This window comes from Enterobacter sichuanensis, assembly GCF_009036245.1.
Taxonomy (GTDB): Bacteria; Pseudomonadota; Gammaproteobacteria; order Enterobacterales; family Enterobacteriaceae; genus Enterobacter; species Enterobacter sichuanensis.
This window is the reverse complement of the sequence record NZ_CP027986.1, coordinates 2,899,721-2,917,803: the sequence shown is the minus strand read 5'-3', so window position 1 is coordinate 2,917,803 and position 18,083 is coordinate 2,899,721. Positions and strand designations below refer to the sequence as shown.

At 55.7% G+C, this 18,083-nt stretch carries 21 protein-coding genes; 5 read left to right on the top strand and 16 right to left on the bottom strand.

Annotation, left to right across the window (positions count from 1 at the left end):
• Positions 1-7: 7 nt before the first annotated feature.
• From fliQ to fliF, 12 genes are all read right to left on the bottom strand, one after another.
• Positions 8-277 carry a flagellar biosynthesis protein FliQ gene (gene fliQ, locus C1N69_RS14115; protein ID WP_008500315.1) on the bottom strand — a complete coding sequence of 90 codons (270 nt, stop codon included), beginning with the start codon at positions 275-277 and terminating at the stop codon, positions 8-10.
• 9 nt (positions 278-286) lie between these two features.
• Complete coding sequence (gene fliP / locus C1N69_RS14110) at positions 287-1,024, bottom strand: flagellar type III secretion system pore protein FliP (protein WP_008500316.1); 738 nt, start codon at positions 1,022-1,024, stop codon at positions 287-289.
• Complete coding sequence (fliO, locus tag C1N69_RS14105) at positions 1,024-1,398, bottom strand: flagellar biosynthetic protein FliO (protein WP_025759468.1); 375 nt, start codon at positions 1,396-1,398, stop codon at positions 1,024-1,026. The genes fliP and fliO overlap by 1 nt, the downstream gene beginning before the upstream one ends.
• A gap of 2 nt (positions 1,399-1,400) precedes the next feature.
• On the bottom strand, positions 1,401-1,814 hold the full coding sequence (gene fliN, locus C1N69_RS14100) for a flagellar motor switch protein FliN (protein WP_025759467.1): 414 nt from the start codon (positions 1,812-1,814) through the stop codon (positions 1,401-1,403).
• The gene (fliM, locus tag C1N69_RS14095) at positions 1,811-2,815 is read right to left on the bottom strand and encodes a flagellar motor switch protein FliM (RefSeq protein ID WP_008500320.1); all 1,005 of its coding nucleotides are present in this window, start codon (positions 2,813-2,815) and stop codon (positions 1,811-1,813) included. Before fliM ends, fliN begins: the two co-directional genes overlap by 4 nt.
• 4 nt (positions 2,816-2,819) lie before the next feature.
• The gene (fliL, locus tag C1N69_RS14090; RefSeq protein ID WP_021241388.1) at positions 2,820-3,290 is read right to left on the bottom strand and encodes a flagellar basal body-associated protein FliL; all 471 of its coding nucleotides are present in this window, start codon (positions 3,288-3,290) and stop codon (positions 2,820-2,822) included.
• Positions 3,291-3,396: 106 nt separating this feature from the next.
• A complete protein-coding gene (gene fliK / locus C1N69_RS14085) occupies positions 3,397-4,629 on the bottom strand; it encodes a flagellar hook length control protein FliK (protein ID WP_155031394.1) in 1,233 nt (410 codons plus the stop codon).
• Positions 4,626-5,069, bottom strand: coding sequence for a flagellar export protein FliJ (gene fliJ / locus C1N69_RS14080; protein WP_014170734.1), 444 nt, complete (start codon positions 5,067-5,069; stop codon positions 4,626-4,628). Before fliJ ends, fliK begins: the two co-directional genes overlap by 4 nt.
• Positions 5,070-5,090: 21 nt before the next feature.
• The gene (fliI, locus tag C1N69_RS14075; protein WP_045285403.1) at positions 5,091-6,461 is read right to left on the bottom strand and encodes a flagellar protein export ATPase FliI; all 1,371 of its coding nucleotides are present in this window, start codon (positions 6,459-6,461) and stop codon (positions 5,091-5,093) included.
• Positions 6,461-7,168 (bottom strand): flagellar assembly protein FliH, encoded by a 708-nt coding sequence (gene fliH / locus C1N69_RS14070; RefSeq protein WP_025759464.1) that lies wholly within the window; start codon positions 7,166-7,168, stop codon positions 6,461-6,463. Before fliH ends, fliI begins: the two co-directional genes overlap by 1 nt.
• Positions 7,161-8,159 (bottom strand): flagellar motor switch protein FliG, encoded by a 999-nt coding sequence (gene fliG / locus C1N69_RS14065; protein WP_008500327.1) that lies wholly within the window; start codon positions 8,157-8,159, stop codon positions 7,161-7,163. The genes fliH and fliG overlap by 8 nt, the downstream gene beginning before the upstream one ends.
• Complete coding sequence (gene fliF, locus C1N69_RS14060; RefSeq protein WP_155031393.1) at positions 8,152-9,828, bottom strand: flagellar basal-body MS-ring/collar protein FliF; 1,677 nt, start codon at positions 9,826-9,828, stop codon at positions 8,152-8,154. The genes fliG and fliF overlap by 8 nt, the downstream gene beginning before the upstream one ends.
• Positions 9,829-10,056: 228 nt before the next feature.
• Here fliF and fliE point away from each other — a divergent pair, with 228 nt between their 5' ends.
• The gene (fliE, locus tag C1N69_RS14055) at positions 10,057-10,371 is read left to right on the top strand and encodes a flagellar hook-basal body complex protein FliE (RefSeq protein ID WP_025759462.1); all 315 of its coding nucleotides are present in this window, start codon (positions 10,057-10,059) and stop codon (positions 10,369-10,371) included.
• 74 nt (positions 10,372-10,445) lie between these two features.
• Positions 10,446-10,859 (top strand): lipoprotein YedD, encoded by a 414-nt coding sequence (gene yedD, locus C1N69_RS14050; RefSeq protein ID WP_014832473.1) that lies wholly within the window; start codon positions 10,446-10,448, stop codon positions 10,857-10,859.
• 102 nt (positions 10,860-10,961) lie between these two features.
• On the opposite strand, the gene amyA is transcribed toward yedD, so the two are convergent.
• Genes amyA through fliD form a run of 4 tightly spaced genes read right to left on the bottom strand, consistent with a single transcriptional unit; the run spans position 10,962 to position 14,732 of the window.
• On the bottom strand, positions 10,962-12,449 hold the full coding sequence (gene amyA, locus C1N69_RS14045) for an alpha-amylase (RefSeq protein ID WP_094919083.1): 1,488 nt from the start codon (positions 12,447-12,449) through the stop codon (positions 10,962-10,964).
• 52 nt (positions 12,450-12,501) lie between these two features.
• Positions 12,502-12,876: a flagella biosynthesis regulatory protein FliT gene (gene fliT, locus C1N69_RS14040; RefSeq protein WP_045285399.1), complete on the bottom strand. Its 375-nt coding sequence runs from the start codon at positions 12,874-12,876 to the stop codon at positions 12,502-12,504.
• A gap of 5 nt (positions 12,877-12,881) precedes the next feature.
• Positions 12,882-13,286 carry a flagellar export chaperone FliS gene (gene fliS / locus C1N69_RS14035; protein WP_045285398.1) on the bottom strand — a complete coding sequence of 135 codons (405 nt, stop codon included), beginning with the start codon at positions 13,284-13,286 and terminating at the stop codon, positions 12,882-12,884.
• Between the two features lie 21 nt (positions 13,287-13,307).
• Positions 13,308-14,732, bottom strand: a complete 1,425-nt coding sequence (fliD, locus tag C1N69_RS14030; RefSeq protein ID WP_045285397.1) for a flagellar filament capping protein FliD — start codon at positions 14,730-14,732, stop codon at positions 13,308-13,310.
• A gap of 401 nt (positions 14,733-15,133) precedes the next feature.
• On the opposite strand from fliD, the gene C1N69_RS14025 reads away from it, so the two are divergent.
• The 3 genes from C1N69_RS14025 to C1N69_RS14015 all read left to right on the top strand — a co-directional run bounded on the left by C1N69_RS14025 (position 15,134) and on the right by C1N69_RS14015 (position 18,075).
• The gene (locus tag C1N69_RS14025; protein WP_047362882.1) at positions 15,134-15,958 is read left to right on the top strand and encodes a flagellin N-terminal helical domain-containing protein; all 825 of its coding nucleotides are present in this window, start codon (positions 15,134-15,136) and stop codon (positions 15,956-15,958) included.
• Between the two features lie 62 nt (positions 15,959-16,020).
• Positions 16,021-17,226: a flagellin lysine-N-methylase gene (fliB, locus tag C1N69_RS14020; protein ID WP_155031392.1), complete on the top strand. Its 1,206-nt coding sequence runs from the start codon at positions 16,021-16,023 to the stop codon at positions 17,224-17,226.
• A 129-nt stretch (positions 17,227-17,355) separates the two neighbouring features.
• Positions 17,356-18,075 carry an RNA polymerase sigma factor FliA gene (locus tag C1N69_RS14015; protein ID WP_025759917.1) on the top strand — a complete coding sequence of 240 codons (720 nt, stop codon included), beginning with the start codon at positions 17,356-17,358 and terminating at the stop codon, positions 18,073-18,075.
• The last annotated feature ends 8 nt before the right edge of the window (positions 18,076-18,083 follow it).

Sequence of the window (18,083 nt, the reverse complement as noted above, 5' to 3'; positions counted from 1 at the left end):
CGTCAGATCAGCCGATGATATACGGCAGGTTGGTAAACAGGTTGCGCATATAGTCCAGCAACAGGTTCAGCATCCACGGCCCGGCGACAATAATCGCCACGAACACGGCGATGATTTTCGGAATGAACGACAGCGTCATTTCGTTAATCTGCGTGGCGGCCTGAAGAATACTGATAATCAGACCTGTCACCAGCGCGACAAGCAGCAGCGGCGCGGCAACGGCAATGGCGATTTTCATCGCTTCCGTGCCCATCATCATGACCGATTCGGGTGTCATTGCCGTTCCTTAACTGTAGAAACTCTGCGCCAGCGAACTGACCAGCAGCTGCCAGCCGTCGACCAGCACAAAGAGCATGATCTTAAAGGGCAGGGCGATGGTCGCGGGCGGCACCATCATCATCCCGAGCGCCATCAGAACGCTGGCGATCACCAGATCGATAATCAGGAACGGAATAAAGATGGTAAAGCCAATCTGGAACGCGGTTTTCAGCTCGCTGGTGACATAGGCGGGCAGAAGTATACGCATGGGTACCGCTTCCGGCCCCTGCAGCTCGCCGGTATTGGACAGGCGGGCAAAGAGGGCGAGATCCGCTTCGCGCGTCTGGCGCAGCATAAATTCCCGCAGCGGCTGCGCGCCTTTATCCAGCGCCTCCTGCATGGAGATTTTATCTTCGCTAAACGGCTGGTAGGCATCGGTATAAATCTTATCGATCACCGGCGACATAATGAAAAAGGTCAAAAACAGCGCCAGCCCGAGCAGAACCTGATTTGGCGGGGCGGACGGGGTGCCCAGCGCGTTTCGCAGCAGACCAAAGACGATGATGATGCGGGTGAAGCTGGTCATCATCAGCAGAATGGCCGGAATAAACGTCAGCGAGGTGATGAAAACCAGCGTCTGAACCGGAAGTGACCAGCTTTGGCCACCGCCCGCGAGCGGGGTAGATACCAGACCGGGCAGTTGCGCATAAACCGCGGGAGCAAACAGGCCAACGCCCGCAAGCGTCAGGGATAACAAACGGCGCATCAGGATCTCCCGGAACGCTTAAGCAAACTCTTCATGACGGACTGAAAATCCGCAGGGGCCTCTGCGCGCGCGTCCACCTCAACAGGGGCGGGCGGCAGTTTATGTAATACGTTGATGCTGGAGGCCGTGACGCCCAGGACCAGACGCGCGTCTTCCACCTCGACAATGACCACGCGTTCACGTGGCCCCAGCGTGGTGCTGGCGCTGACTTTCAGGCCGCGGGTGCCGGCGGTTTTACCCGCCAGACCAAAGCGCTTCGCCAGCCAGGCGGCGATAAGAATAAAGGCAATAATACCGAACAACGCCCCGCTCACCTGGAGCAGAGGTGAACCGGGGACGGCAGAAGGTTGCGATAGTGTTGCCTGGGTTTTCATGCTTAACGGCTCAGACGACGCATACGTTCAGACGGGGTAATGATATCGGTGATACGTACGCCGTATTTATCGGCAACCACCACTACCTCACCCTGGGCAATCAGATAACCGTTGATCAGAATATCCAGCGGTTCACCGGCCAGACCGTCAAGGGCGACCACGGAACCCTGCGTCAGGCGCAGCAGCTCTTTAATGGTCATCCGGGTGCGGCCCAGTTCAACGGTCAGCTTAACCGGGATGTCCATAATCAGGTCGATGTCCTGCAGCGTGCCGCTGACGTCACCGCCGCCAAGCTGCTGGAAGACGGCATCCGCCGCACTTTTGCTCGGGGTCGCTTTTTGCTCGTTTAACGCGTCAGCCCACAGATCGTCCAGTGCTCCGCTGTTTTCATCGGACGGATTGTTCATGTCACTCATTTGGGCTGTTCCTCATTCAGCGAATTCAAAATCGGGTTGATCAAGTGCTCAACGCGTAACGCATACTGACCGTTAATCGTGCCGTACTGGCTTGTCAGCACGGGGACACCATCCACATGGGCAATAATGCGGTCGGGTTTTTCTATCGGCAAAACATCACCGGGTTGTAATTTCAGGATCTGGGATAACCGCAGCGGGATATCGGCGAAGCTCGCCACCAGCTCAAGCTGTGAATGCTGGACCTGGCGGACCAGGTTTTCACGCCAGTTCTGGTCTTCGTTGCGGGAGTTCTCCAGCGGCGGGTTGACCAGCAGCTCGCGCAGCGGTTCGATCATGCTGAACGGCAGGCAGATATTGAACTCACCGGTCAGGTTACCGATCTCCACGTGGAACGGGGTGTTCACGACGATATCGTTCGGGGAGGTGGTGATATTGGTAAATTTCACCTGCATCTCAGAACGGACGTACTCCACTTCCAGCGGGTTGATCGCTTTCCACGCGTCGCTGTAAGACTCCAGCGCCAGCTTCAGCATGCGGTTAATGACGCGCTGTTCGGTGTGGGTGAATTCACGACCTTCTACTTTGGTCGGGAAACGCCCGTCGCCGCCGAACAGGTTATCCACCGCGATGAACACCAGGCTTGGGGAAAACACCACCAGACCGGTGCCGCGCAGCGGCTTCAGATGAATCAGGTTAAGGTTGGTTGGCACCGGCAGATTGCGGGCAAACTCATGATACGGCTGAATGCGGATCGCACCGACCGTGATATCCGGGCTACGACGCAGCAGGTTAAACAGCCCCATACGGAACTGACGTGCAAAACGTTCGTTAATGATCTCCAGCGCCTGCAGACGTTCACGTACCACGCGACGCTGGGTATTCGGGTCATAGGGGCGAATATCGCTATCGCCGCCAATACCCGGTTGCGGATCGTCACTCTTATCGCTGTCGCCGTTGAGCAGCGCATCGATTTCTGCCTGAGAAAGAATACTGTCGCCCATGTCGTTACCGCAGAATGAAAGCTGTGTACAGAACGTCAGTGACTTCCTGCTTAGGTTGACCATTTACCAGCGGGGTCGCCAGCGTTTGTTTAATGGCATCGACCAGCTTTTGCTTGCCAACATCGGTGGCCAGCGCCGAAGCGTCCTGACGAGAGAACAGCAGCAGAAGGCGGCTGCGCACCTCCGGGAGATAATCATTCAGACGCGCGCGGGTGGCTTCATCCTTCAGGCGCAGCGTAATACCGACATACAGCACACGGTCCGCATCACCGAGATTCACGGTGAAGGTGTCCAGAGGGAAAAATACCGGCGCCGGCGGCGGTGCAGGTTCGGCCTTGGCCGCAGCGGTTGAAGGTTCCTGCTGCATACGCCAGTAACTATAGCCCGCGGTAGCGCAGGCGGCGAGCGTGATCAACACCAGCAGCGGGATCCAGATGGAACGCTTACTTTTTTTGGTGATAGCGGAGTCAGTCATCTGATACGAGCTTCCTGTTTCGGTACAGCTTAATAAGGTGATTATCCCGTGTCCTGCTGTCGTCAAAGCGTGGAAAAGACGGGGATAATCACGCTACCTCTGGCGTTTAGGCGAAGATGTCTACGGCACCGTTACCGCGCGCGGCGGATTGCAGGGCCGCAGGGACAGGCAGAAGCTCATCGCTCTCTTCATTAAAACCGCCGGTGTTGCCGGAACGCGAAGCCTGATGCTGCTGGGAGGAGGAATGCTGCTGCCCGGCAAAGCTCTCGCTGCTGACGCTGCTTTGCGATAGCTGAATGCCGTTCTCCGCAAGCGAGGTCCGCAGGACCGGCAGGGCTGCCTCCAGTGCCGCACGGACATGGCTGTGAGCAGAAACCATCTGCAGCTGCGCCTGGTTATCGTCCAGTTTAAGTGAAATTTGCACCTGACCCAGATCTTCCGGGTGCAGACGCAGTTCCGCGGTCTGCTGGCCCTGCTTAGTGAACAGCGTGATGTGCTGGCTCAGGGATTGTTGCCATTCGTGGGTACCCAGCGGCTGACTTAACACCGGCGCGGTGGCAACGGTAGCGGCAGGCTGGCTGGTCGCATGGCTGGAGACGATCGGTGCCAGGGTGGCCGTCGGCGACGAGCAGGATGAACTGGCGAGGTCCTGCTTCTCTGCGCTGGCGGTCACAACCGGTGCTGCCGGCGCGTTGGCAGGCAGCGCCGGATCGCTGTTTGTCATCTGCGTCTGGCTTTGATAAGGCGTCGTTATCTGCGCTTTTTCATGGCCGCCCTGCGCCGCGTTCAGCAACGGCTGGGTCGCACCGTTTTGGGCACGCGTTGCGGAACCCAGCGCCGACGGTGCGGTAATATCGTTACGCTCTGTCGCCTGGACGGTGCGGGTCTGCTGGTGCGGCAGCATGGCCATCAGCGCGCTTAATCCGGCCAGTTCCTCTTCGCTCAGCTCGCTTTTGCCGTCATCTTTGCTGTTGACCGCATTGAGCGCTTTCAGGGCATCGCCCTTCGATACCGGCACCAGCCCGGAAACCAACGTTTCAGGCGAGATGACAGGCATAGCTTCCTCGCCATTCAGTGTCGGCTGACGCGCGAGCAGGTCGGCAATTTTAGCCTGCAGAGCGGTATCCCCTTTGGCGTCCTGAGCCACTTTAGAGAGCTTGCTGCCGGCAGCTTTCAGGTCCGCCAGGGTCAGCGGCGCATCGTTCCCCTTGCCCGTTGCCTCCGTCAGGGCGCCCGCCAGCAGAGAGAGAAAGTCTTGCGCACCCTCGGTGCCTTTTCCTGTCTGCGTGCCGCCTGCGAGCTCGCTGTCGCTCATCAGCAGTTGTTGCAGTGTGATCATTCCGGTTTCCTCATTGATGCGCGCTGGGCAAACTCATCCATTTTCTTCTGATCCAGACGGTTTTCCGCCAGGGTCGTTGCCGCGATCTGCCGGTCCTGTAAGGTCTGCCAGGCCTGCAGTCGCTGCTTCTTCTCACGCCAGAAATTCAGCGCAGTATCGACTTTTTGGGTCCACTGGTTCAGCTGCTGGCGATGCTGTTCTATCGCCTTCTCCAGTGTCTGGATAAACTGCTGATAGTTAATCCAGCGCTGGCTGCCAATGCCCTGTGTCATATCGGTATTGAGGTTGGTGCGATATTCATGCTGATAGTCGATTAACATCTTCAACTGTTCTTCAGCCTGCTGGCACCCGCGTCGCATTGCGCCAAGCTGCAATGCGGCATCATCAACTTCTTTTTCTGCCAGATCTTTCAGCGTTGATAACGCGCTGTTTTGCGCCATGACCTTCGCCCTCCACCTGTGTTACACCTGCGGGAAAATTAGCTCCAGTGCCTGAATGGAATCTTCCCAGTCGGCGCGTTCAAAAATGCCTTGTTGTAAAAATGCCTCCAGCTGCGGCCACAGGTTAATCGCTTTGTCGAGCATCGGGTCGCTGCCTTTGGCATACGCCCCCACGCTCACCAGATCGCGGTTACGCTGGAAGCTGGAGAGGAGTTGTTTGAAGTTACGCACGCGGGCGTAGTGCTGCTCGGTTATCAGCGCCGTCATTGCGCGGCTGATAGAAGCCTCAATATCAATGGCCGGATAGTGCCCGGCTTCGGCCAGACGACGCGACAGCACAATATGACCGTCAAGGATCGCGCGCGCGGAGTCGGCAATCGGATCCTGCTGGTCATCGCCTTCCGTCAGCACCGTGTAAAACGCGGTGATGGAGCCGCCGCCGCTGATGCCGTTCCCTGCACGCTCAACCAGGGCAGGGAGTTTGGCAAAGACCGAAGGCGGGTAGCCTTTGGTGGCCGGTGGCTCACCGATGGCCAGCGCGATTTCACGCTGCGCCATCGCGTAACGGGTCAGGGAGTCCATGATCAGCAGCACGTGTTTGCCGCGGTCGCGGAAATCTTCGGCGATACGGGTGGCGTACGCGGCACCCTGCATGCGCAGCAGCGGGGAAACATCCGCCGGTGCGGCGATAACCACCGAACGGGCGCGGCCTTCCGCACCCAGAATGTTTTCAATAAAGTCTTTTACTTCACGACCACGCTCGCCGATCAGCCCCACGACGATCACATCGGCCTGGGTGTAACGCGCCATCATGCCGAGCAGGACCGATTTACCTACCCCTGAGCCGGCGAACAGACCCATACGTTGCCCACGACCAACGGTCAGCAGGGCGTTAATCGGGCGTACGCCGGTATCCAGCACATGCTCGATAGGGGTACGCTGCAGGGGGTTAAACGGTTGGGTGATCAACGCGCCGGTTTCGGTGGTGTCCGGGGAGGGCAGTCCGTCGAGCGGTTTGCCGCTGCCATCCAGCACGCGACCCAGCAGGGCCGGCCCCAGCGGCAGCTGTTTCCCGCTCTGCAGTCCATCGCCGGTGATGTTTTTGGCATACACGCGCGCGCCGGGCAGGATGCCTTCCACCTCTTCAAGCGGCATCAGAAACAGGCGCTGGCCGTTAAATCCGACCACTTCGCTTTCCACTTCACGCGTTTCCTGGCCATCCTGACGCTCAATCACACAGGTCGCGCCCAGCGGCAGCTGCAGGCCGGTGGCTTCAAGCACCAGACCGGTGGCGCGGGTCAGTCGGCCATAACGACGAACAGATGGCAGCTGCGCCATCTTCGTCTCAAAGTTGTCGAGGGTATTGAGCCAGCGGGTGAGGCGTGCGGTCATCAGACGACTCCCGGTGCCGCCAGGCGACACAGTTCCTGCCAGCGGGTGGCGACGCTGGCATCCAGGTCACCCTCATCGGCAGAGACTTTACATCCGCCGTGATGTAGCGTCGGGTCACCGCGCAGGCGCCAGCCGTGCAGGCTTAGCGTGGCACCCAGACTCTCTTCCACGCGCTGCAGGTCGTCCGGATGGACGCGCAGCTGCGGCTTCCCGCTAAACAGCGGCTCCTGCTGCAGCAGGCCCTGAATTTGTTTAATCAGCGCCGTGTTATCTACCACCGGCGTCTGGCCGATCACCTGACGGGCGGCTTCCAGCGCCATCTGCATCAGGCGCGAGGCAATGACGCTGTCCAGCGCGTCCAGCGTATGCTGAAACTCGCTGACCAGCTGCTGCATACGGGCATGGAGCGGCGCCTGCTGCTGGCGCGCCTGATCGATGCCGTGCTCTAACCCTTTCGCCAGACCTTCCTGGTATCCCTGCTCGTGGCCTTTCTGCCGGCCTTCGTTCAGACCGGCGTTATAGCCCTGCTCATGCGCCTGCATTTGCAGCTGAGCCAGCATCTGTGCCTGCTGTTCTTCTTCACTCAGCTCGGGCTGTTCGACGTCCGGGTCACTCTCCTCGGTCTGAATCACGGCTGGCGTGAACTCGGAGAGGGGAGGGGCCAGATCGTCCGGCGTCCAGCGCTTCCACGGCAGCTCATTAGACATAGGTGTCGTCTCCGCTGCCAATCACCATCTCGCCGGTTTCTGCCAGACGACGAACAATAAGCAGGATAGCTTTCTGTTCGTTTTCCACCTGAGACAGACGAACCGGGCCGCGGTTGGCAAGGTCGTCGCGCAGGATATCCGCCGCACGCTGGGACATGTTGCGCAGGAACTTCTCGCGCAGCGGCTGCTCGGCACCTTTGAGGGCGATAAGCAGCGACTCGGAATCCACTTCCTGGAGCAGGCGCTGGATGCTGCGGTCGTCCACTTCGACCAGGTTTTCGAACAGGAACATCTCGTCGATGATTTTCTGCGCCAGCTCGCCGTCGAATTCGCGAACCGCGGTAATAACCGCCTCTTCCTGCTGGGTTTTCATCAGGTTGATGATCTCTGCCGCCGTTCTCACGCCTCCCATTTTGCTGCGCTTGAGGTTCTGGCCGTCGAGCAGGTTGTTCAGCACTTCGGTCAGCTCCGCCAGCGCGGCCGGCTGGACACCGCCGAAGGTCGCGATACGCAGCATCACGTCGTGACGCAGACGCTCTTCGAACAGCGCCAGAATATCGGCTGCCTGGCCACGTTTGAGGTGGACAAGAATGGTCGCGATAATCTGCGGGTGCTCGTCGCGAATAAGGTCGGCGGCGCTCTGCGGCTCCATAAAGTTAAGCGTTTCGATACCGCTGGCGGTATCGCGCGTTTCCAGAATATCTTCCAGCAGGCTGGCGGCACGCTCTTCACCCAGGGCCTTGACCAGCACGGAGCGCAGGTAGTCGTTGGCGTTGACGTTGAGAGCGGCAAACTGTTCTGCTTCCTGCTCAAACTCCGACAGCACTTCGGTCAGCTGTTTGTTGGAGATCTGACGCACGTTGGCCATCGCCGCACTCAGAATTTGCACTTCCCGCTGGGAGAGGTGCTTAAACACCTCTGCCGCGCGATCTTCGCCAATGGTCATCAGCAGGATGACGCTTTTATCGGTGCCCGTAAGCGTATTACTCATGTTCGTTACCCATCCACTGGCGGATGACCAGCGCCACGACGCGCGGATCGTTATCTGACATTTCGCGAATGCGCTGGCTCATCACCTCAGCGCCCATGCGCTGGTTAGCACGGCGCTGCTGCATCTGCTCGTCTTTGCTGAGACGAACTTCAACCGCTTCTTCCACTTCCTGACGCGCGCTCATCTGTTCGCGAGCCGCTTTCTCGGCTTCTGCACGACGCTGAAGCTGAGGACGAACGCCCTTACGCCACAGCAGCCACGCGACAATCAGCACCAGCAGCCAGCGACCTGCGGACATCAGCTGGTCGATAAACGCCTGCTGTTGCCAGAACGGCAGTTCACCACCGGTCTCTTCAACCTGGTTGAACGGTGAGTTCACCACGTTGAGGCTGTCGCCACGCTTCTCGGAGTAACCCATCGCTTCACGGGTCAGGTCTTCGATCTGCTTCATCTGCTCGGCGGTCAGCGGCAGCGGTTTGCCATTCGGCAGCGTTTTGTAGTTCACCACCACGGCGACGGACAGGCGCTGGATATCACCGACGTTCAGTTTGGTATGGCGAATCGTGCGGTCCACTTCATAGTTCGTGGTTTCGTTACGGCTGCTGGTACGCGGACCGGCGTTACTGGTTGTAGAGGTTGTCTGCTGATTCTGCTGACCGTTCTGCTGATTGGCCGGCGGGGTGGAGATCGGCGCCGCGTTTGCCGGGGCAGGCTGGTTAGAGAGCGCACCCGGCACGCCGCCAGGATAAGCACCGCCAATCTGCTCGTTAGAGTTGATCTGGCGCGAACGCATGACCGCCTGAGAGGCATCGCCGTTCGGGCTGTACTGCTCTTCGGTCTGTTCTTTATTGGAGAAGTCGATCTGCGCGGTGACCTGCGCATGCACGTTGCTGTTGCCCACCACCGGGCCGAGGATCGCTTCGATGCGACGCTGGAGACGGCTTTCCACATCGGCGGCATATTTCAGCTGCGCATCATTCAGATCGCGACCGGCGGTATTGGATTGCGTCAGCAGGTGGCCACTCTGGTCGACCAGCGTCACGTTACCCGGCGGCAGACCGGCGACGGCGCTGGAGACGAGATGCGTCACCGCGCTGATTTGCCCTTCGTCCAGCGCGCGGCCAGGTTCAAGGTTCACGGTCACGGAAGCGGAAGGCGATTTCTGCTCACGGACAAATAAGGAGGGTTTAGGCATTGCCAGGTGCACACGGGCACTCTTCACCGGGCCTAAGGTTTCAATGGTGCGGGCCAGTTCACCTTCCAGCGCACGCTGGTAGTTTACCTGCTCGCTGAACTGGCTGATACCGAATTTTTCCTGATCCAGCAGCTCAAAGCCCACCGCGCCGCCTTTCGGCAGCCCCTGCTGAGCCAGACGCAGACGGAGTTCGTGTACCTTATCCGCAGGCACTTCCAGCGCGCCCCCGTTATCGGCGAAGCGATAAGGGATGTTCATCTGGGTCAACTGGGTGACGATGGCGCCGCCATCCTGATCGGAAAGGTTACTGTAGAGCGTCCGGTAGTCAGGGCTTTTCGCCCACAGGACCATCGCTACAAGGATCGCAATTGCGGCAGCGCCTGCCACGATCAACGGGATTTTAGGATTCGCGCGAAGGCGGTTCATCCACTCGAGTGATTTATTTTGCGGCGCTGTCGATGCTGTTGCACTCATTGCGCACCTCTTAAATCCTGGTGGTTTACGTTATTCGTGTAGAGAAACAAAACTGACTCCCGGGTCGGCAAACACGACAAAAGTTCCATATTGATGGCCCTGCCATTATTTGATGATTCGTGATTTTCTATGCGTCAAATAACCTGGTTTTTTAACGCTATTTACCGCCATTATCTTATTGACAAGCTGTTAGTCTTGACCGCGTAAAAAACCATCCAGGGGAGAGTCATGGCTATTCAGGGTATTGAAGGGGTTATCAGTCAGCTGCAGGCAACCGCGATGACGGCCCGTAATCAGAATGTGGCAGAACAGCAGCCGGGTATTAGCTTTGCCGGGCAACTGCACGCCGCGCTTGACCGTATCAGCGATACCCAGACCGCCGCGCGCACCCAGGCCGAGAAGTTCACCCTCGGCGAGCCGGGCGTGGCGTTAAACGATGTGATGACCGATTTGCAAAAAGCCTCGGTCTCCCTGCAGATGGGGATCCAGGTGCGTAACAAGCTGGTGTCCGCCTATCAAGAGGTGATGGGGATGCAGGTCTAAGACCTGGCGATCTTCGCTGGCAGCCTTAGCGCTTTAATGCCACAATATTTTTTTCTTCGAATGCAGGAAAGATGATGAAAAAAATAGCAATTGCTGGCGCGCTGCTGGCACTGACCGGATGCGTTCAGGTAGATAACTATCAGGACGTGATTAAGCATCCGGTCCCGGCACATCTGGCGGGATACTGGCAGTCAAAAGGGCCGCAGAGCAAAATGGTCAGCCCGGAGGCGATTGCCACGTTAGTGGTGACGGAGGAGGGCGATACGCTGGACTGCCGTCAATGGCAGCGCGTGATTGCCGTGCCGGGTAAAATCATGCTGCGTTCAGACAGCTATTACAACGTGACCAGCAAGCTGGATATCTATCCGCTGGAGCGTGATGGCTCGGTGCTGGAGTACGACGGCATGGAGCTGCAGAAGGTCGACCGCCCAACGGTGGAGTGTGCCGATTACCTGAGCAAAAATCCGCTGGAGAGTAAGCTGCCCTAAGGGTAAAAGCAAAACGGCAACCTCGTTGCCGTTTTTGGTGTTTACGCCCTCTCCCTGTGGGAGAGGGACGGGGTGAGGGCATCAGGCCGCACGTTTCCCGTTCTACAACGCATCCTCAATCACCCACACGCTGACGCTTCCCCCTTTACAGGTAAACGTCCCTTCGCCGTCCGCCGCCGTGGTGACCGTTTCTTCGCGATTGCCGAGAAAATCACGCCAGGTTTTATTACCGTAGTTTTCCCCAAGACAAATCACTTTTTCGCCGTCGTCGCCGTTCGACATCACCACCACACAGCCGGGATCGTCTTCCGTGCCGCTGCGGCTGAAGGCGATACAGTTAGGATGGTCAAAAAAGAGCGTCTGCACGCCGTGGGCAAAACGCTGGCGAGCGAGGATCAGCTCGTGAAGCTGCTCAATCACTGGCATATCAATATGGTACGTTTCACCGTCTCCCCCGGTATCGTCATAGCTGGCGCCGAAGAGATCGGGATAGAAGACGCTCGGTACACCGTTTTCCCGCAGCAGGATCAACGCGTAGGCCAGCGGTTTAAACCAGGCCTCGACCGGTGCTTCCAGCGCCTGCAACGGCTGGGTGTCATGGTTGGCAACCAGCGTCACCGCATGGAACGGATCGGCTTCCACCAGCGTGCCGGTGAAAATCTGGCTCATGTCGTAATCCCGCCCCTGACGTGACGCTTCGTGGAATTTCATCTGCAGGGGGGCATCAAACAGCATGGTTTTGCCCTCGACCTGATCGATATAGGCCTGAAGCTTATCCACCTCGTGGGACCAGTATTCCGCCACGATAAATAACGGCTGGGCGGCGACTTCCTGAACGTGTTCAATCCACTCTTTGTAGAACCAGGCAGGGATGTGTTTCACGGCATCCAGACGAAAACCGTCGCAGCCGGTCTGTTCCATCACCCAGCGGGCCCAGTATTTGATCTCCTCGGTCACGGCGTGATTGCGAAAATCGATATTCTCGCCCATCAGATAATCGAAGTTGCCCATCTCATCATCAACCTGATCGTTCCAGCCGTCGCCGGTGTAGTCGTTGACGATTTTAAAGATGCCGTCTTCATTGGGGTTTTCTATATGATCGACGCCGCTGAAGCATTTGTAATCCCAGATGAACTGCGAATATTGCCCGGCGCGGGCAGGGAAGGTGTAGCGGGTCCAGGCTTCGCACTCAATGACTTCGTCATCAATTTGCGTGCGGTCCTGCTCATTCACGCGCTGAACGCGAACAGGCTCTTTTTCGTCGGCCCCCATTTTGTGATTCACCACCACATCCAGCAGGACGGCAATGTTGTTGCTTTTGAGGGCGTCGATGGCCTCCAGCAGCTGCGCTTTGTCGCCGTATTTGGTGGCAACGCTGCCTTTCTGGTCAAACTCGCCAAGATCGAACAGGTCATACGAATCATAACCCACCGAATAACCCCCGGACGCGCCTTTATAAGCGGGGGGCAGCCAGATCATGTTGATGCCGATTTCGTTAAGGTTGGGGGCTAATGCCGTGACTTCTCGCCACAATTCACCGCCTGCGGGGTAATACCAGTGAAAGCATTGTAACAGGGTGGGGTTTTTCATCATCCTTGCTCCAGAAGCCGGTTAGCTGACTTCTGGAGTATGGATGAAGAAATCATAATTGTGTGTCGCGGGTCAAACTTTCTGGATAAAGAATATTCCCTGACAGCTTTCCATAGGTAGACGTGATGGATTGCTGTTTACCGGTTTGATCAATCAGGCTGCGCAGCTCGTCCATGCGGACTTTCAGCAACGCCTTTAGCGCATTCTCATTTTCGAGGATCATTTCCAGCAGCGCACGCGCTTGCTCAACCTGAGCCGGAGGGCATGACATGATGGGCGTTTGAGAAATCCTTTCCACCAGTTGTACGTAATGCATTTCCTGCTCGATAAGCGCATCCCATTGACCAGAATGTGCAAGATTTAGCATAGCAATGCTCTGAGCATGTAACGCCTGCCAGTGGCTAAGCGCTGCGCTGGGAGTATTCATCAAAATTATCCTGAAATAGAGGACGCATTGGGGCCGATTTGCTTCCATGCATCCGCAATGTTGTTTAATAAACCCTCGACTTCAACAATTGCGTCAACGTCGTTACTGACATTCGCCAGCAACAAACGTCGAACCATATATTCGTACAAGGAGGCAAGATTACCCGACAACTCGCTCTCAACCTCCATGTTCAGTCCTGCTTTTAAACCGTTGTCGATGATGTTGATGGCTTTAGATAACGCTTCGCCTTTTTCACGAATTTGTCCGGCTTCCATGAACAAACGCGCGCGGACAAGGGCGCTATGCGCCCCGTCGAACAACATGACAATCAGCTGGTGTGGACTGGCATTCATAACTGCGCTTTCGACTCCTATCTGCTGATAGGATTGAACACCAGAGGTGTTATACATATCCACTCCTCAATGCGACGACTATTTCTGTGAGAACTGTTGGGTCAGGTAGTTAGCCGTACTGGTCATTTTGGTGACTAATACGTCCAGGCTGGTGAACTGCGTTTTGTAACGCGCCATGGTCGCTTCAATTTGGGCATCCATGGCATCGTAACGTTCACCCAGCGTTTTCAGCGTTTTGTTGATCCCGTCTTTCGCGTTCTGGATCACCCCGGCGCTGCCGGTACTGGTGCTGAGCATGGAGGTCAGCGTGTTATTCATCTGGGTCGCCATGCCGGTTTTCTTTCCGTCACCGACGAAATACTGCTGTACGGCGTTCGGGTTGTCGGTCAGCGCTTTTTTCAGCTTATCGGTATCCACTTTCAGGTTACCGACAGTGCCGTCCGCGCCTTTCACCGGATCCTGGGTAATCCCCAGCTGGGCCATAATCTGAACCGAGCCGGCCTGGACTTCGGTCAGCAGACCGCGCAACTGAGACTGGATCCCACGCACGTTAGCATCACCGACCAGCGCGCCGTTGCTGGTGGACTGGCTGCCCGAACCGGCATCAACCGGAACGTACTTCGTCAGGCTGTTAATCGTGGACTGCAGCGAGTTGTACGCCGTAACCCAGTCGGTGATCGCTTTCTGGTTGGCATCCGTTGCGCGTGTAATCTCAAGGGTTTCATCCGCTTTGCTCTCGGCCTTCACCGAGAAGGTGATCCCAGGCAGCGCATCGGTAATGGTATTCGACTGACGCTCGATCGAAATGTCGTTCACCACCACAATGGCGTTCTGTGCGGCGGTGTTCACCGTCAGGGCACCCGTTTTGGTGGTTGAATCGTAGCCAATTGCGCTTTGCAGCTTGTCATCGCCGGTCACGGTGATGGTCATCGCCCCATCCGTACCGGTGGTTTTTGATGACAGCATCAGGCGGTAATCACCGTCTTTCGCTTTAATCACGCTGGCGGTGACGTTGCCGTTCGCTTTATTAATCGCACTCGCGATCCCTGCCAGGGAGGTATCGCCATCTGCCAGGGTCACCTCTAAAGGTGTCTTGGTACCCGGCTGGGTGATGGTGATTTTACGCGTCGTCCCTGTCGTATCGCCCAGCAGATCCGTGTTGTTGGCATAGGAGCCCGTCGTGAGCGCCTGTGCTTTTGCCACCTGGTTGACGTTGACAACATAGGAACCTACGGACGCGTCCGCCGTGGTTGTGGCAGTAAAGGCCGTGTTAGTGCTGGAAACGGACGTTGAGTTCCAGGTGGTTGCTTTACCCAGCGCAGCCGTCGCAGTCTGCAGCGAAGTCATGGCGCTCTGCAGTTTGCCGTAAGCGCTTAACTGTGCGTTATACGTTGATTGCTGGGAAGTAATCGTCGTCAGCTTGGTTTTCTCTGCTGCTTCCAACTGATTATATAAATCCCCGAGTCCTGCAGAACCTATCCCGAGGTTGCTGATAGTAGCCATGCATATTTTCCTTAAAATACGAAAGTAGTTCAGGACTCTTATCGGCCTCTTACCGCAAAAGTTTACGATGGTGAGAAAAAAATAATCCACAGAATAGACACGTCCTGGCGGGGTTAATGAAAGGATTGCACTTTAGGCACGCGATACGCGTATTAAAAACGGGGATAAACAAGCGTCCTGTTGATCATCTTTTTATGCATTTAAAAAGCGTAAATAATATTCCCCTGGCGGGCCTTAATGGCTTTTTTAAAAATAAAATCATTGTAAAACAGTGCGTTATAATTTTTTCAAAATTGGTTCTAAAGTCTTTTGGGGACCCGTCGATAACCTTGTTGACGGTGAGAGACGCTGTGAGTGTTAGGCACCGGACCTAAAACCCAATTTTTGAAGGAAAGAAAATTATGGCAGTTATCAATACTAACCTGTTGTCCCTGACTACTCAGAACAACCTGAACAAATCTCAGTCTTCTCTGGGCACTGCTATTGAGCGTCTGTCTTCAGGTCTGCGTATCAACAGCGCGAAAGACGATGCCGCTGGCCAGGCGATTGCAAACCGCATGACCGCTCAGATCAAAGGTATGACTCAGGCAGCACGTAACGCCAACGACGGTATCTCCATGGCGCAGACTGCTGAAGGTTCCCTGAACGAAATCAACAACAACCTGCAGCGCGTTCGTGAACTGGCTGTTCAGGCAAGCAACGGCACCAACAGCACGTCTGACCTGGCTTCTCTGCAGGATGAAGTTACCGCTCGTCTGGCTGAAATCAACCGTGTTGCAAGCAAAACTGACTTCAACGGCATCAAACTGCTGGACGGTTCTGCAGGTACTGCTGGTGTGGTTAAAATTCAGGTTGGCGTGAACGACGGCGACACCATCGATCTGGACCTGAGCGGTGCTAAAGCTGACACCACCACTCTGGGCGTGAACGCTATCGACCTGAAAGCAATGACCGCTACCGATCTGGACACCATTGACAAAGCTATCGCTAAAGTTGATACCGCTCGTTCCGGTCTGGGTGCTGTGCAGAACCGCTTCACTTCTGCTATCAACAACCTGAACAACACCTCTAACAACCTGTCTGCTGCTCAGTCCCGTATCCAGGACGCTGACTACGCAACTGAAGTTTCCAACATGTCCCGCGCGCAGATCCTGCAGCAGGCTGGTACTTCTGTTCTGTCTCAGGCAAACCAGGTTCCACAGACTGTTCTGTCTCTGCTGCGTTAATTTTACGCACAAAACCCCGCTTCGGCGGGGTTTTTTTATCTCTGCTATTTGAGAATCCGCCTGTGAAACAAATCAGTGTCACTCAACCAAAGCTGGTCGCAGATTTTTCATGTGTCGGTGGGGAATGCCGTGAACATTGTTGTCAGGGCTGGACCATCGCATTTGATAAATCCTCCGTTAACCGCTATCTGAACAGTAAAAATGTCGCGATTCGTCAGACGGCGAAAACGGCGATAAAAGTCACCAAAAAACACTATGGCCACTGGGGCGAAGTGATTTTCCGTACGGAAAGCAAAAATTGCCCGTTTATGGATACCGAAAAGCTCTGTTCTATTCACAGCGCGATGGGTGCCCAGGCCTTAAGCCCGACCTGTTCGTCATTTCCACGAACAAACCGGGTCTATAAAAATGAAATTGAAAAATCGCTCAATCTCTCGTGTCCGGAAGTGACCCGACTGCTGTTGAATGACCGGGACGCCATGTCAATGATGGAATCCATCAGCGTCCAGCAGGATGTCAATAATGCGCCGATGATTGATCTCCAGGCAAAAGTCATCAATCTCTTCTGTCAGAATATATTCAGCGTTGAAACGGTTTCCGTTGAAGAGCAGGTATACGCCGTAGTGAAATTCCTGATGGTGGCCGAAAAGCTCGACAATCTATCGGAGAATATCGGCACGCTCGAAACGGTTTATTTTTCACTGGTGAACGAACTGGTGAGCGGTAAAATCAAAACGGAGTTAAGCGGTTTTAATCAGAACTACAGTCTGAAATTCGCCTTAATCTCGCTGATTCAGAGTTACTTTACGAAGAAAGCAGGCGCCCGCGGCGGCGCGGTATTGAACCGTTATTTTACCCAGCTGTATCAACAATTTGAGTCTGTCGGTGATAGCGTACCGGCAGAGCAGGTGATGGAAAACATCGAGTCCGTCTGGCGCGATGCGGCGGGCAGCTACCTGGCCACCCATGACTATGTATTTAAGAACTTTTTTAAATATAAACTCTGGGAGCAGGGCTTCCCGCAAAACAATGGCCGCAGCATGTTGAATAACCTTTATTTAATCGTGGCGGAGTTCTATTTCCTGAAATCGTTACTGGCCGGGCAGGCCATCGTGGCGGGGAAAATTGAACAAGATAATATTATTGATGTTATTTACAGTTTTCACTCCCTGAGCCAGCATAATCAGGAAGCGGGAAAGCTCTTTCATCAACATATAGATAGCGTCAAACTGGGCGACGATCTTTCATTGTTACAACTGTTAATTTAGTGAAAAAAGTTGCCCCTGTTGTGGGCAACCTCAGAATAACCTCACTTTATCCCCCTTTTTCATCCAATTGAACGCCCTGCAGAATCGGATAATCATGCCGATAACTCAACTAACGCAGGGCTGTTTATCGTGAATTCACTCTATACCGCTGAAGGTGTAATGGATAAACACTCGCTGTGGCAGCGTTATGTCCCGTTGGTGCGTCACGAAGCATTGCGCCTCCAGGTGCGCTTGCCGGCGAGCGTGGAACTCGACGATCTGCTACAGGCGGGCGGTATCGGGTTATTGAATGCAGTTGACCGATACGACGCTCTGCAAGGAACGGCATTTACGACTTACGCAGTTCAGCGTATTCGTGGTGCGATGCTGGACGAGCTGCGCAGCCGTGACTGGGTACCGCGCAGTGTTCGCCGTAACGCACGCGAAGTGGCGCATGCGATGGGGCAGCTGGAACAGGAACTGGGACGCAACGCAACGGAAACCGAAGTGGCGGAACGTCTTGGTATTGCTGTTGAAGAGTATCGTCAGATGTTGCTCGATACCAATAATAGCCAACTCTTCTCCTATGACGAGTGGCGCGAAGAGCATGGCGATAGCATCGAGCTGGTGACGGATGAGCATCAGCAAGAGAACCCGTTACACCATTTAATGGAAGGGAATTTACGCCAGCGCGTGATGGAAGCGATTGACGCTCTGCCGGAACGCGAACAGCTGGTGTTGACCCTTTATTACCAGGAAGAGCTTAACCTCAAAGAGATTGGCGCTGTTCTGGAGGTGGGAGAGTCGCGGGTGAGCCAGCTGCACAGCCAGGCCATCAAACGCTTACGAACCAAGCTGGGTAAGTTATAGGTGATTGA

Bases quoted from the DNA above. Each gene is read 5' to 3' on its own strand.
- fliH (WP_025759464.1), bottom strand. From the start codon at position 7,168: ATGTCTAATGAGCTGCCGTGGAAGCGCTGGACGCCGGACGATCTGGCC.
- fliO (WP_025759468.1), bottom strand. From the start codon at position 1,398: ATGAAAACCCAGGCAACACTATCGCAACCTTCTGCCGTCCCCGGTTCA.
- fliT (WP_045285399.1), bottom strand. From the start codon at position 12,876: ATGAATACTCCCAGCGCAGCGCTTAGCCACTGGCAGGCGTTACATGCT.
- yedD (WP_014832473.1), top strand. From the start codon at position 10,446: ATGAAAAAAATAGCAATTGCTGGCGCGCTGCTGGCACTGACCGGATGC.
- amyA (WP_094919083.1), bottom strand. From the start codon at position 12,449: ATGAAAAACCCCACCCTGTTACAATGCTTTCACTGGTATTACCCCGCA.
- fliP (WP_008500316.1), bottom strand. From the start codon at position 1,024: ATGCGCCGTTTGTTATCCCTGACGCTTGCGGGCGTTGGCCTGTTTGCT.
- fliL (WP_021241388.1), bottom strand. From the start codon at position 3,290: ATGACTGACTCCGCTATCACCAAAAAAAGTAAGCGTTCCATCTGGATC.
- fliM (WP_008500320.1), bottom strand. From the start codon at position 2,815: ATGGGCGACAGTATTCTTTCTCAGGCAGAAATCGATGCGCTGCTCAAC.
- fliJ (WP_014170734.1), bottom strand. From the start codon at position 5,069: ATGGCGCAAAACAGCGCGTTATCAACGCTGAAAGATCTGGCAGAAAAA.
- fliI (WP_045285403.1), bottom strand. From the start codon at position 6,461: ATGACCGCACGCCTCACCCGCTGGCTCAATACCCTCGACAACTTTGAG.
- fliQ (WP_008500315.1), bottom strand. From the start codon at position 277: ATGACACCCGAATCGGTCATGATGATGGGCACGGAAGCGATGAAAATC.
- C1N69_RS14025 (WP_047362882.1), top strand. From the start codon at position 15,134: ATGGCAGTTATCAATACTAACCTGTTGTCCCTGACTACTCAGAACAAC.
- fliK (WP_155031394.1), bottom strand. From the start codon at position 4,629: ATGATCACACTGCAACAACTGCTGATGAGCGACAGCGAGCTCGCAGGC.
- fliS (WP_045285398.1), bottom strand. From the start codon at position 13,286: ATGTATAACACCTCTGGTGTTCAATCCTATCAGCAGATAGGAGTCGAA.
- fliG (WP_008500327.1), bottom strand. From the start codon at position 8,159: ATGAGTAATACGCTTACGGGCACCGATAAAAGCGTCATCCTGCTGATG.
- fliF (WP_155031393.1), bottom strand. From the start codon at position 9,828: ATGAGTGCAACAGCATCGACAGCGCCGCAAAATAAATCACTCGAGTGG.
- fliE (WP_025759462.1), top strand. From the start codon at position 10,057: ATGGCTATTCAGGGTATTGAAGGGGTTATCAGTCAGCTGCAGGCAACC.
- fliD (WP_045285397.1), bottom strand. From the start codon at position 14,732: ATGGCTACTATCAGCAACCTCGGGATAGGTTCTGCAGGACTCGGGGAT.
- fliN (WP_025759467.1), bottom strand. From the start codon at position 1,814: ATGAGTGACATGAACAATCCGTCCGATGAAAACAGCGGAGCACTGGAC.